We start from the raw sequence: 14,412 nt of genomic DNA on the forward strand, positions 1-14,412 counted from the left end.
ATTATACATCAGTGCCAAGTCAGGGTCTATTTCTATCATTTTAAATTTTCACAATTCGATAAACGCAAAAAAGCCCGTACCTAATAGGTACGGGCTTAGCAACTCCGAACTCCGGGCTTCACTCCTCGTCCATGCGGGTGTTCGCTCCAGCGGTCCAGGCGCTGCCGGCCACCAGCTTATCGCGATACTCCTGAGGAGACACGCCCTCCAGCTCTTTGAAAACACGGGAGAAATGACGGGTATTCTCGAATCCGACGGCATTGCTGATTTCCGACAGCTTAAGCGAACCCTTTCCGACCAATTCCTTCGCTTTTCGGATTCTTACTTTTTTCAGATAAGTCACAAAGCTTTCGCCGGTATACGCCTTAAACGCTTCGCTGAAATAGGAGTAATTCAGCGATACATGGTTGCTGACGATCGCCATATTCAGTTGACGGTGGTAATGGTTTTCGATATACGCCACCGCTTCTTTCATATCTCCGTGCTCACTATGGGCGGATCGAACTTCCTTGATATATTCGTCAAGGTCTGAGAGCAGCTGTTCCAGCGATCGGAAATAGTCGTGAAAATGGCAGAAGTTCGACATATCCCCCACTTTGCGGTAGAGCTTCAGCACGTCGACGGAAGCTTCGCCATAAACGCGAAACACTTCATCCAGCACCTGTTCGTTCATATGCCGGCTGACCGCCTCCAGGTACGACATATCCAACTCCGGCAGTTGGTCAACCCGGAAGATCTCATGCAGGAGCGAGCCGATTTCTTTTTCCCGATTCGTACCTAGGATATTCCCAAGCTTGCGGATGGTCTCCCTCGGAACAGGATAAGACAACCGCTTCATCTGCAATTCCTCATACCAGATCAATCGAGTCTTCGGATAAATAAAAGTATATTTCAACGACTCACACGCCTGGCGATAGCATAGGGCCAGATCCGTGAGCCGGCTTCCTTCTTCGCTCACGCCGATCAACATCCCGTCAAGATCCCGTTCCGCCGCCAGCAGCGAAAGTTCCTCAAACTTGCTGCGTGGACCCCCGACTAAAATCATTCGCCCCTCGCGATCCAACAAGGAAGCGTTGAGTACGCCGTCCACACTTTCGAACATATGCAGAGCAAGCGACTTTAAATCCTCTTTCTTCATGCGGCTCCCATCCACGTTTTTGTAGGTCAAAGCCGCGATCGTAAAGGGGAATGCATATTGATCGAAACCGATTTCGGAACTCCAGATGCTAAGGTCCTCCCCGGCCAACTCCTGCTGCGTCTGCAGGAGCTCCTGCAGACGCACCGATTGAACCTGCAACCGATAGCTCTCCGTAGCGGCTAATTGCTCAACCATGTGCGAGCGTTTCGCCAGATTATCCTGACACTTTCGCAGCGCCGCAAACAGTTCATCCCGGCGGATCGGCTTCAAGAGATAGTCGACGGCCTGATAGCGGATGGCTGCTTTGGCATACCTGAAGTCTTCATAACCGCTTAGAATAATAATTTGCGGCCGACCGGCCTGCCCTTCCGGCTGCGGACCTTCCGACACGTTCTCAATCAAAGCGATTCCATCCATGATGGGCATCCGGATATCCGTTATGATGATGTCTGCACCTTGGGTCCGGTATAGCTCGAGGGCTTCCGCCCCATGAGCTGCCGTAGTGAGATCGTATTGGCCCGGGAATTCACGTTCAATCATAGTCTTCAGACCAAACCGAATATTCTTCTCGTCATCCACGATCAATAGTTTTGTCATCTGTGCCAACCCTCCCTGTTAACAGCACCTTCGGCATGATCATCACAACTTGGGTGTACTGTCCTTGCTCGCTGAAAAGCTTCAGACCGTACTGTTTTCCGTAATATAAACGTATGCGCTCTTGAACATTTCGAAGGCCAATACCGTAATGATTCGACGGTGCAAAATTTCCTGGAATCTTATCTGTCAAACCAACTCGGTCTAATTCCTGGTTCAATTCAAGCAGCGAGGTTTCATCGACCCCTCTTCCGTTGTCCGTCACTACGATTCGGATATCGCTTTGCGGCAATTCCAGAACCTGAATCGAGATGTTTCGCGCTCCCGTTTCATCCCCGGTCCAAGCATGCTTCACTGCGTTTTCGATGATCGGTTGAAGCGACATCTTGAGCATCTCCATATCCAGAAGATCATTTGAAATATCCAACTTCAGCTCAATCGGTTCATCAAAGCGAATATTCATCACTTCGATATAGTTTTCGATGTGGCGGATTTCATCGCGCAGTTTCACGTATTCCCCGGACCATTTGAAGTTATACCGCATCATTCCCCCGAGGGAAGTCAGCGCATCGGAAATTTGCCGTTGGTTTTCGATTTCAGCCAGCATTTTGATGTTCTCTAACGTATTATACAAAAAGTGAGCATCGATTTGGTTATGAAGGGTTCGCAGCTCCGCTTCCTTCGTGAGCGCTTCCTTGTAAACGGCCTGGGCCACCAGCGTATTGATCGTGTTCATCAGCTTGGAGAAATGATGCGCCAGTTCTCCGACCTCGCCCCCACCGTGGATCGTGATACCGCTGTAGGTCTCCCCACGCCGCACCTTCTTCATTTCTTCCGTAAGCACACGAAGATTCTTCAGAATAAACGCATTAAGAATATAAGCAATGACAGTAACCAACGTAATAAACCCAATATTGGCTCCGATCAAAATATTGCGCATATGTGAAATTTCCTTAAGCACGCCGTCCATGGACACGATATTCAACAGATCCGCATTGATCCGCTCAATGGGCTTATGCAGCAGCAGAAATGATTTTCCGTTCTCTTTGTAATAAATATCCCAAACCCCGGTTTCTTTATAACGTATCAGTCGCTCCCGGATCGCTTGCTCCAGTTCCGGATTCGTACGAAGATACGAGCTTGGGTCGCGGGTAAAAATCTGGGCTTCACTATCCACAAGCAGCATTTGCGATTCGCCGTTCTGGAAGGTGGAATAGGTTCTTGGGCTGAATTTTTCCAGCAACATGTCGACCTGAACCATCCCGACGTGATGGTTTGTCGGAATGCTCATTTCTCGAAGCAAGGACACCTTTGGCGTTGCCGCTGGGGTTTGCCCTTTGTAGCGTTGCATCAAATCCGGATCATTGTATTGAAAAGACCAGGATTCCGTTCCTTTCATTTCCTTCGCTTTTTGAAACCACGGCTCACTTGCTACACGGGTTTCCCGGAAGAAAATCGGCCAAATTTCGGTGATGTTACTGCTTGAGAAGAGCCGCAGATGCTCCACATTCGGGTTTAAATACTGGATTCGCGTTAAGCTTTTAAACGTATAGTAGCTGAAATTGACGAGTTCACGAGCACCTGTCTCGCTCGCATTCGCTAGATAATCCTGTACTTCCAGATCGTCGTAGGAGACTTGCGCTGCCCGCGCCATCGACTCAATCTGGGTATCGATATGCTGGATTTCCATCTCCAGCAACGAGGTATTCTTGTCCTCGGCATCACGGACATACATGTTATTGATGGCTTGATACGAATAAAAGGACACCAACGAACTGGGTCCTAAAATAATGAAAATATAAGAAGCAATCAGGCGGCTCTGAAGTGAGCGGCGCCCAAACCAATATTTAAACGAATCCCACCATGCTGCCCAGGGCTTCCTTCTCTCCATATGCCGCGCGACTCCTTTTTATAAACGCCCAAAAGCCCGCGATTCGCGGGCATTTTTTGGGCAGAACGAGGATTATTCCATGCCAAGTTTCTTCTTGTTCTCTTCATACTTAGTTTGCTGGAACGCCTGCACTTTGGCAAGTCCCAGATCTTCTTGTTTCTTGATGTAATCGGACCAGATCTTATCGAATTCTGCGTCAGACGGTGCCATCAGCAACTTCGGAAGCGTCTTGCTGCGCAGATCCTTAATCTTGCTCAGGATAATGCCTTCATCCGAATTGGCCAACGGATCGATCAAGTCAAATTCGGAGACACTGACGGTTTTACCGCGAGTCCAGTCTTCCAATTGTTTGTACGGTTCAACCGATTCAGGCTGCCATTGCTGGGTGATGTTGGTGTTCTGCATCATCCAGAAGGTAAAGGAGGAGCCGTATTGTTTGTCGAATGCAGCCCGGTCTTTATTCATGAGATCAAAGGCTTCCGGTTTGAATTGGTCTTTGCCGTCAATCGTGTCATAGCTGACGCCTTTTTCACCCAGGTAAAGGTCTTTTTGACCTTCTTCACTCATCAGGTAGCTCAGGAATTTAATGGCGCGAGCTTTATCCTTCACATCTTTAGAGATCAATGTTACCGTCCAACCGGAAATCGAAGGACCGTTCAAAGTAGGCGGATCCAGTTTGGAGTTCGCCGGACCGTCAACCGCGATGTAAATCTTGTTTGGATCTTGTTGGTACAGAGTGCCCAATTGCGCTGCAAAGTCGGTGCGTTGGTACAGCATCGCGAAGTAACGTCCTTGCGCGATCTTCTCTTCCATTTGAGCGCGTTTGTCGATGAAGATATCCTTCGCCAGCAAGCCATCTTCGTTAGCTTTGCGCAGCGTTTTCAACCACGTTACATATTCCGGATCGGTTTCACGGTTGTACAGCTTGCCGTCTTTTTGTCTCGGAATTGCCAGGAAGTTCTGCAGATATTGTTCCAAGGAGTCATTACCGACAGCTGTAAATTCATGCAGACCCAACGGAATCAGCGGTTGACCGTTAATTTCAGGGAATTTCTCTTGAGCTGCTTTCAGAGCAGCCACGAAGCCTTCCGGTGTACGCATATCAGGGCTGCCGATGGCTTCATAAATATCTTTACGTACGACGAAGGTTTGGTTGGATACATACGTATCGCCGTATTGCTCATAGTCTTTAGGGGACGAGGAAGAGTTCGGATAACCGTATACATTCCCGTCTGGCTGCGTGTACCAGCCCAGTTTGTCTGGGTCAGCGATTTTGAAGAAGTAAGGATCATATTGTTCCGCCAATTTGTTCAGCGGCTCAACGAGTCCACCTTCGATCATTTTCTTCACGCCGTCTTCATACCAGCCCAGCGTAATGAAATCAGGCAGCTTGCCGGATGCGATTAGCGTGTTCAGCTTTTCGTTTTCATTCCCGGCAGGAACGATGAAGTTGATGTTTACGCCCGTTTTCTTCGTTACATATTGGGAAGTCGGGTCAACCCCCCATTTATTCGGGAACCAGGCAAAGTTCAGGTACCAGTCGAAAGTGATCGGAGACGTATCGGATTTCCAACCTGGTTCATCAGCCGATGGTGTTGCGGCCGGCTCGGTCGATTCTTGCGAATTGGTGTTGGCAGGCTTGTTGTTAGCGCTTTCCTTACTAGCATTGCCATTACCGCCGCAAGCAGCCAGAGACAGGACCATGATGGCCGCCATCAGCAGCATCATCATTTTTTTGGACTTGCTTTTCATGCCCATGCTTTTTACCCCTTTTCTCATTTGGTGTGATTCCTTTTATGTGCAACTCCAAAGCCGCCGAGAAGCGGCTTGGAGGAGTTACCACGAACGTGGTGAGTCGGCCTATACCGCTTCTTAGCCTTTGATCGAGCCGATCATCATCCCTTTAACGAAATAGCGTTGCAGGAACGGATAAGCGAACACGATCGGCAGGGTCGTTACGACCATCGTTGCCAGTTTGATCGATTGGGAAGTGACTGTCTTGGTCACCGCACTGCCCTGTACGGCCGTCGTCATGATGTTGGAACTGGACTGGGCCACAACCCGGTATAGAAACGTCTGGATCGGCTGCAGGTTCTCGTTGTTGACGTAAATAATCCCCGTAAAATAATCGTTCCATTGATAGACCCCGTGGAACAAGGCGATCGTTGCCAATACCGGCATTGAAACCGGGAGCACGACTCTCAAGAATACAACCCAATCGTTCGCTCCGTCGATCCGGGCCGCTTCCTCCAATCCATCGGGAATTTCCCGGAAGAAGGTCATGAAGATAATGAGGTCAAAAAAGCTGAACAGCACCGGAATAATGTAAACCATGAAATTATCAAGCATATGCAAATCCCGGATGAGCAGGAAGGTTGGAATCAGCCCCCCTGAGAAAATCATCGTGATTGTTCCCAATAGGATGTACAGCTTCCCTCCGATCAGCTCTCTGCGGGAGAAGGCGTAGGCGACCATCGCGGTAAAGAACACGTGCGCGACAACGCCAATGACGGTCTTGGCTACCGTAAGTCCCATCGCGGTCATAATGCCCGGATTATCAAATACCGCCTTGAAATTCTCGAGGCTGAAAATCCGAGGCCACCAGTAAATCCCCCCGAGCATGGCGTCCTTCCCGTCGTTAAACGCATTGATCAGGACGTACCAAATCGGATACAGCGTGACGAAGCAGATCAGCAGCATTCCCAAATTATTCAGTGTATCGAAGACGACTTCGCCTTTCGTTCTGCGGCTTAATGAAAACATGTGCAGGTCCCCCTTGGCCTAAAACAACGAAGTGTCGTTGAGTTTTTTGGATACTTGGTTGGCAATCAGCAGCAGGATGAGCGCTATGACGGACTTGAACAATCCGATCGCCGTAGAGAACGAGTACCGGCCCGAAGAAATCCCTGTATAGTAAACATAGTAATCTATAACATTACTTGCACTATCGTTCAAGGAGTTACGCAACACCAAAATCTGGTCGAAGTTAGAGTTCAGCACACCGCTGACCGCCAAGATGAACAAAATACTGATCGTAGCTTTGATTGCCGGAAGCGTGACGTACCACATTTGCTGGAACCTTCCGGCTCCGTCAATGGTGGCCGCTTCATACATTTCGGGCGAAATGCTCGTAATCGCCGCCAAGTAAATGATCGCGGACCATCCGAGCTCCTTCCAAATATCCGAAGTGATCACGATCGTCCAGAAATATTTCGGCTCAGCCAGGAAGGAAATCGGTTTATCAATAATGTGGAGCGCCATAAAAATATCATTGACGATGCCCACGTCCGACAGCCAAGTTGCCAGGATCCCCCCCAGCACAACCCAGGACAGGAAGTGAGGCAAATAGGAAATCGTTTGGATCGCTTTCTTGTACCGAAGCGAACGAATCTCATTTAGGAATAAGGCGAATACGATCGGTAAAGGGAACATAAGCAACTTCAGCAAACTGATCCCAAGCGTATTTTTCATGACATTGACGAAGTTCTCGTCCTGCAAAAATTCCTTGAAGTGCGTAAGACCCGCCCATGGGGCTTCCGAAATCGTTCGAATAATGTCGTAGTCCTTAAAAGCAATGATGACACCATACATCGGAATGTAGTTGAAGATGATCATCCAAGCGATGCCGAGCAGAGCCATAATTTGAATATGTCTTTGCGTGTACAGTTTCTTCAGCCATTTTCGCCTTGACGAGGGCGGCGTTTCTATCTCTTGCATGGCTGCGGGTTGCGTTGACGGCTGCATTTCCATCCCCTCTGACCTCCAAGCTGTTCTAGTCTAGTATTGTAAGCACTTTCACCTATCTGTATCTATTGTACTTGGGATCGAAGCATAGGGATATGCTCCAGATTTCGTATCGATGTATTCGTTTTTCGGCTGGCGATCGCGATTTTTAGAAAACAAAAACCCGTACCGGGAAGATACGGGCAATAACGCCTACTTCATGATCAATTCGGTTGGTTGAACACCGTACGGTGCCCTCGTCCCTTGAATGACGTCCAGCATTTCCGCGTGGGTGGCCTTGATTTCCTGCACAAAATCCTCATAAGGCCGATGGCAGACATCGACGATCCCGATCTGGTAGTTCTCTCCGTCGAAACGGCCTAGCGTGGCTTGATCATTCAGTATAAAATAATGCGTCCCCACCAGGTACTTCTGACTCGCTGCAAATTCCGTGTAATAGCGATACGCTTTGCCACGGTCGGCCTGCGTGTATACGCCTTTCAACCCCGGGCTTAGCAACCCTACATCCGGAGCTCCAAAATGGAATTCGCCGATCAGGATCGGTTTACCGGTGTGTTCGTAGATCGCGCGGAGGTCGACTTCATCCGGTCTAAACTTATAACAGTTATAAGTGAAGACATCATAGTACTCACTTCCCTCCAGAACCAGTTCCGAAGAAATAAACGCATAACGCATTCCGAGATTTAAGTGATGGGGATCGATCTTCTTCGACGCTTGAGCCGGGATACGGACATACTCATGAGCCATCCGGCGGGAAAAATCCAATAAATCCGCATCCGCGGCATCGGAAAATTCCTCATATCCCAGTTCACGGATCGCGCCGAAATCCACCACTTCCATCCCCCACGCCGCACTTAGGGCATCCGGCCGGCCTTCATATCGATCCTCCAGATAGCGAATCAGCTCTTCCTTACTTGCCAAGGAATATCCGCTGCGGAACATTTCCCGCGCCAAATTCACGCGATCCCCAAACGCCCAATGCGGTTCGTTCGTCATAAAATATCCGATGAGATAGCGGTCCTCTTTAAACGGCTCCAATTGCGCGGCATACCGCTCCGAGGCCTCTCGATACTCCTGGCTGAATACGTCCGGAAAATCCCGATACACGGTCTCTTGGGTTGTCGGGAATCCGGCCAGCGGTATCACATAGGGCAACTTCGCCGCTCGGGCAAAATTCAGATCCGACCAGTTCCCCACCGTATTAAATCCCCAATCGATCAACCGAGAACGAGTCATTTGGCTCCAAGTCTCATGATATTTCTCGCCGAAGGCTCGAATCAGATTGCTTACGGCATAATTATAATAATGATGACCGTTCAACGTCTCTCCCGTCTGGAAAGCAGGTCGGAAAGGTCCTTCCTCTTCCGGGATCCACTCCAGACAAGGTTCAATGCCGTCGATCCGTCCCGCTTCCCCGGAGGAAACCACATCCAGCCCCTTACTGTAGAAAGCGTATCCCTCCGGATCCACCAGCCAGAATCGGTCCCCTTGCTGCGCGACATGAAAGTATCCTGTAGGTTCAAAAGGAATGGATTTATATCCCCCATAGGTACTGTATTCCGGTCCAAAATGCGCGATCGCGTCGTCTTCTGCCTCTTTCTGCAAATAACGGACAAGCTCCTCTGCCGATTCGGTTTTGCCGCCCCAATCCTTGATTTTCAATTGTCCCAGCTCATCAACGATCGGCTCTACCTCCTGTCCCAGGCTGCAATCGGGCTTCTCGTCCGCTAGGTACAAATCGTGCAGGATAAAGGAACGATGCGTATAGAACGGCAAAAAAATCATTTCGAAATGCTTGACTTGCTCCGGTTCCATGGCGGTTCCTTGCAAAAATGACTTCAGTTTGCCCGGCGTACGCTCCAGAAAGATATGCTGGGCATCTAAATGCTCAAGGTCAAAAAACGTTCGAACCCGAATCTGAGGCAGGAATCCCGTCATGCAATACAAGTCCGGTATACTCTGCACCGAACTTGGAGTGCGCTTCGAAAAACCAAGCGCCATCTGAAACTCCGTGATCGATTGAACGGTTAGCTCCAGCACAAGATGCTGGCCTTTCTTAAACTCCAAGCCGGCGAAATGGAGCCTCCCCCCCTCCGGGGAAATTTCGATCAAACGCCCGCCGTCCGGAAGCGGTTTCATTTCAATGCTGCCGCTTACGTTCATCTCTGTTGGTCTCATTGGTTCAGTCGCTCCTTCGGATTGGTCAATTCGTAAAAATTATACGATATTTCGAAGAGCTTCCTTCCGTTTTCCGAAATTGTGTGACCAAGCCCGAAATTGTGTGACCCTTCCGAAACCGTCGAATAGACAGAACGCGCTTATTCCAAGGCAAACGAAGCCAAGTCCGCGCATCCGTTCCCGGTATACTTGAAATATAAGGCCTGTATGCCGTCCGGAATGGCAATGTCTGCGGTGTATTCCGTCCAGACGTTCGTGAAGTCAACCGGGATAGTTCCGAGCGCCGGCCCCTCCCATGCCGTTTGGATCTCGAAAGCACCTTGGCAATACCCGCGTACTTTGATCTTAACTTTTTTGATGCCATGACAATCGAAATACTTGAACCCGGCCGTGGCAGAATCCGTCATGTTAGCGATATATCCGATCTCCTCGTCTCCGTCTTTCCCGTCTTGAGTGATTTTGGGAAACCGGCTGTCCATCCAGGCTCCGGAGCCGAAGCCGCCGGTATACGTCGCCTCGTCTTTGCAAAACAGATGGCAAGCCAGATAGGCGGGATATTCCCCGTGCCCTACAAGCGGACCGCCATTCGGGCCGCTGGAGGTCATCTCGGCTTGAGCGATCGTTCCGTCCTCGCGGAAGTGAATCCGCTCGATGCAGCCCTGCCGGCAGAACGCTGTACCGTTGGTATGCCGGTGATAGAAGACATACCATTTCCCATTGATTCGTTCGATGCTGCCATGATTATTTCCGCCGTAGTACATCGGCTTGTCCGCCGGTTTGTAGGAATCGATATGAAGATCGTTGTTGCTGATGAGGACTCCTTGATAGACGAAGCCATGAGTCGGAAATGGACTGGTTGCGTAACACAACTCATGCATGACGATCGAGGAGTAGATCAAGTAATAAGTATCGTCTTTCTTACGGATCGAAGGAGCTTCAAAAAACGCATGTCCTTCAAACCCGCTCCCCTTGCTATAAGGCTCGCTTGGCGCGACAAAAACCGGTTCCTCCACGATCGTGAGCATATCCGGGCCCAGCACCGTAACCATCGCGCCGTGTCTGGATCGATCTCCGGCCGCACAGAATCCGGTATATAAGTAAGTCCGCTCGCCCTCCGTCAACACCCCGGGGTCAAACTGAGGTTCGTCGCCGGCTTTTTCTCCCAAACGCGTGCCGTCGGCATACTGAACGTACCCGTAGAATTCAAACTCCCCAGCCGGAGTCTCGCAGACGGCGACAGAAACGATCGGAACCTTGTCGAGCACATAATACAGATAATACCGCCCATCCGGTCCGACGGTAACGTCCGGGGCATAGAGACACATCCTGCCGTCCGGATTCAGCGGGTCATCGGTTTTCTTGTAGATGACGCCTTCGTATCGCCAGTCCCCCAAATCCTCTACCGGAGCCGACCAGCACACATAGTCGTTTAAGCAAAATACATGGCCGTTAAACCGGTCATGTGACCCGTATACGTAAACCCTATCGCCCCAGACATGCGGCTCCCCGTCAGGAACATACTCCCAAGACGGCAGAAATGGATTGAATCCTTGCTTTTTCATCGGCGGCTCCCCTCTCCCGGTTCATTTCTGAAAATCCACTGAGAAAACTCGCTAAGGCCGTTTCTCCATACAGGCCAGTCGTGGCCTCCCTGCTCCTCCACCCAAATGTGGGGGACCCCCTGCTCAGCGAAGTAAGCATGTGTCCGGTCGCTGACGTATTTCAAATTATCCTCATCACCGCAAGAGAGCCATAACAGACTCATTCGCGTCGCCGCCTCCTGCGGATTCGGGGCGAGCTGCTCGGGAGTCTTCGTATTGGGGGCCGGGGAAAATGCGCCGATCCAGGCGAATTGATCCAAATGGCTTAATCCGATGTTTAAGGACTGCCCGCCTCCCATGGACAAGCCGGCGATGGCGCGGCTCTCCCGCCCGGTACTGACCGGATAGGTAGCTTCTACAAAAGGGATCAGGTCATGGAGTAAGTCCCATTCGAAACGCTCGAACGCCTCAAGCTTCTCAGGGGCAAAAAGGTCGCCCTCGGCCCGATCTTCCGGCATAGCGCGGCCATTGGGCATGACCACAATCATGGGTGCGAGCTTCCCATCCGCATAAAGCCGATCCAAAATGAGATGCGGCTCGCCATGCTCAAACCACTCGTGTTCATCTCCGCCAATGCCATGTAATAAATAGAGTACCGGATACGTTTGATTCCGGGAAAATCCGGGAGGGGTATATATCCTTGTTTTGCGCTGGGTTCCTACGGTTGTGGAGCGATATTCCACGACCTCGATGCTTCCGTGGTGCAAATGGCTGGATGCTTCCGAAACTTGCCGATCCATGATCTTCATCCTCTCCGTCATTTAGATAATTGAATTATAGCGCTTCCAAAAAAACGCTCGCTAGGCTGAAAATAAAGAACTCATCCGTATTTCTTTAAACAAAAGAAGCGATCGATCCAGTTAGTTGCCCAACTGAATGATCGCCTCTTTGGCATAGAACAACGTGCTTATTTTGCGGTAAAGCCTAGTGCTTTCATCATCTTCGTGAAGATTTCCGTATTTTCGAAGGCTCCGGTGAACAGATTCGCGTTCTTGCCCATCGCCGTAACCGGAATATCGACCGCCGTATGGCCGGACGTCGTCCAGTCAACAATGAATTGCTCCTTGGAACCCGCGATCGCAAACGGTCCGTCTTCCTTGGAGATCGCATCTCCGGATTCATCCTCCGTATCAACCGACTCGATCGAAAGGCCGCCGGTTTCATGGTCGGCCAGGACCAATACGAGCGTATCCGGGTTTTTCTTGGCGAAATCCTTGGCGACTTGCACGGCTTTATCCAGCTGTTGACCGGCTTTAATGGTCAATGCGGCGTTGTTCTCATGCGCCATCTCATCGGTTGCTTCCTCCTCAACCATGAGGAAGAAACCCTTTTTGTTTTGGGACAACGTGTCGATCGCTTTCTTAGTCATATCCGGAAGAGAAACGACCGGGTTATAAATATCGCCGTCCCCTTCTTCTCTTTGCTGGAACATCTCTTCATTCGCGAACAAACCGAGAAGCTTGCCGCTTTTTGCTTTTTGCAGATCCGCTTTATTGCTGACGTAGGTGTAACCCATTTGTTTGGCTTTGTCGACCAGGTTGCCTTGGGTCCCCTTACTCTTCTCGGAAGGATCCTCTGCCGGCTCGTCTTGGAACGCGCCCGGGTTACCGGCCGGGAACCAGAAATCCTCGCCACCGCCCAACAGCACATCCACTTTGCTCTTCGTCAAAAGTTGGAGCGCGATATCGCTTTGCGCAGAACGATTCTCCACATGGGCACCAAAAGCCGCTCCGGTCGCGTCCGTCACCTGGCTCGTCGTAACGACTCCCGTGGACAATCCCGCTTGTTTCGCGTATTCCATAATCGTTTTGACCGGTTTCTTGTTGGCATCCATTCCGATTGCGCCATTATACGTTTTTACCCCGCTGGCATACGCCGTAGCGGAAGCTGCCGAGTCGGTTACGGCCGACGTCGAGCTCGTATGTACCAGACCGGCATAAGGCATGTCGTCCATTGCCAGTTTGCCTTTCTCTCCTACCGTAGCCAATCGAATGGCGTTGCGTGCTGCATTCCCCATTCCGTCCCCCACGAACAGGATCACGTTCTTCGTCTTTGAGGAGGCTGCCACTGCCGGACTCGGGGTCTGTGCGGTCAGAATGCCGGTCACCGCTACCGCTGCCGCAGCAGTCACCACAAACGCTGTTCTTAAACGCAAGCTTTTTGCAAGTTTCATAAAGTACGAACCTCCTAAATGTTTTGAGTTTCGTACTCTATGATAAATACCATATATTAAGGAGATGTATGGCGTGTGTAAAATAATGTTAAATGGAAAGCTGCACACTGCGCCAGCCACTTAATTCGCATTGGCCGTATCTGTTATCCCCGGTAGCGACCACCGTTCCGTCCGACTTTAAGCCAAGGGTATGAGCACAACCCGCAGCTACCGCCACAATATCTTGCCAGCTGCTCACCTCACCTTGGCCATGTTGATTCGATCCCGCCGCCACTACGGTACCGTCTGCTTGAAGTCCGAGGGTATGGTAGCTGCCAGCGGCAACTGCCACAATATCGCGCCATGCTTCCACTTCGCATTGATGATGTTTGTTCAACCCCACAGCCACCACGGTGCCATCCGATTGAAGACCGACGGTATGAAGATACCCCGCCGCAACCGCCACGATCTCACGCCAGTTGCTTACATTACATTGGCCATAACGATTATTTCCCGCCATTATCACCGTACCGTCAGATCGAAGTCCGGCGGTATGCCAATCCCCTGCGGTTATCGCTACGATTCCCTTCCAGTCGCTTACTTCGCATTGCCCTTCCGCATTCCTCCCCACAGCCACCACCGTACCATCTGATTGAAGGCCGAGGGTCCGGCGCCATCCCGCGGTGACCGCCACGATCTCGCTCCAACCGCTCACCTCGCACTGGTGATGCTGGTTCCAACCTACCGCCACCACCGTACCGTCCGCTTTAAGCCCAACGGTATGCGAATTCCCCGTGTTCGTCGCCATATGTACATTCCCTGCCGCCACCGCCACGATATTACGCCAGTCCTCAACCTTGCATTGTCCATGTTTAGGATCGCCGACAGCGATAACCGTGCCGTCCGAGCGAAGACCGACGGAATGCCGTGGGCCTGCCGCCAGGGTTGCTTTATATAATGTAGGGTCCATGTCTTACCTCCTTGTGTCATGGATTCCGATTGAATTCATCATACGAAAAGCTTCTGAAAGAAATCAAACAAAATCATAAGATTAACGTCTCGAACCCGAGGGCAGCCGAAACTTATGATGAGAGTGTGACATAGCTACCTGCCC

General features: G+C 50.7%; 10 protein-coding genes. All 10 read right to left on the bottom strand.

All coding sequences use genetic code 11. From position 1 onward, the window contains the following. Window positions 1-118: 118 nt before the first annotated feature. Window positions 119-1,735 (bottom strand): response regulator, encoded by a 1,617-nt coding sequence (locus KJS42_RS02230; RefSeq protein WP_213621837.1) that lies wholly within the window; start codon window positions 1,733-1,735, stop codon window positions 119-121. Continuing rightward, entirely contained in the window at window positions 1,710-3,623 is a 1,914-nt protein-coding gene (locus KJS42_RS02235; protein WP_155605138.1) for a cache domain-containing sensor histidine kinase, read from the bottom strand. The genes KJS42_RS02230 and KJS42_RS02235 overlap by 26 nt, the downstream gene beginning before the upstream one ends. Window positions 3,624-3,695: 72 nt before the next feature. After that, a complete protein-coding gene (locus tag KJS42_RS02240) occupies window positions 3,696-5,381 on the bottom strand; it encodes an extracellular solute-binding protein (RefSeq protein ID WP_155605137.1) in 1,686 nt (561 codons plus the stop codon). 114 nt (window positions 5,382-5,495) lie between these two features. Beyond that, window positions 5,496-6,386 (bottom strand): carbohydrate ABC transporter permease, encoded by an 891-nt coding sequence (locus tag KJS42_RS02245; protein ID WP_155605136.1) that lies wholly within the window; start codon window positions 6,384-6,386, stop codon window positions 5,496-5,498. Window positions 6,387-6,404: 18 nt separating this feature from the next. Then, window positions 6,405-7,373, bottom strand: a complete 969-nt coding sequence (locus KJS42_RS02250; RefSeq protein WP_155605135.1) for an ABC transporter permease — start codon at window positions 7,371-7,373, stop codon at window positions 6,405-6,407. A gap of 186 nt (window positions 7,374-7,559) precedes the next feature. Continuing rightward, window positions 7,560-9,545 carry a hypothetical protein gene (locus KJS42_RS02255; RefSeq protein ID WP_213621838.1) on the bottom strand — a complete coding sequence of 662 codons (1,986 nt, stop codon included), beginning with the start codon at window positions 9,543-9,545 and terminating at the stop codon, window positions 7,560-7,562. A 140-nt stretch (window positions 9,546-9,685) separates the two neighbouring features. Then, window positions 9,686-11,107, bottom strand: a complete 1,422-nt coding sequence (locus KJS42_RS02260; RefSeq protein ID WP_213621839.1) for a family 43 glycosylhydrolase — start codon at window positions 11,105-11,107, stop codon at window positions 9,686-9,688. Continuing rightward, entirely contained in the window at window positions 11,104-11,886 is a 783-nt protein-coding gene (locus tag KJS42_RS02265) for an alpha/beta hydrolase (protein WP_244868355.1), read from the bottom strand. The genes KJS42_RS02260 and KJS42_RS02265 overlap by 4 nt, the downstream gene beginning before the upstream one ends. Window positions 11,887-12,053: 167 nt before the next feature. Beyond that, on the bottom strand, window positions 12,054-13,319 hold the full coding sequence (locus KJS42_RS02270) for an alkaline phosphatase (protein WP_213621841.1): 1,266 nt from the start codon (window positions 13,317-13,319) through the stop codon (window positions 12,054-12,056). 88 nt (window positions 13,320-13,407) lie between these two features. Further along, window positions 13,408-14,268, bottom strand: a complete 861-nt coding sequence (locus KJS42_RS02275) for an RCC1 domain-containing protein (RefSeq protein WP_213621842.1) — start codon at window positions 14,266-14,268, stop codon at window positions 13,408-13,410. Between the last annotated feature and the right edge of the window lie 144 nt (window positions 14,269-14,412).

The sequence above is a fragment of the Paenibacillus sp. J53TS2 genome (assembly GCF_018403305.1).
In the GTDB taxonomy this organism is placed as follows: Bacteria; Bacillota; Bacilli; order Paenibacillales; family Paenibacillaceae; genus Fontibacillus; species Fontibacillus rhizolycopersici.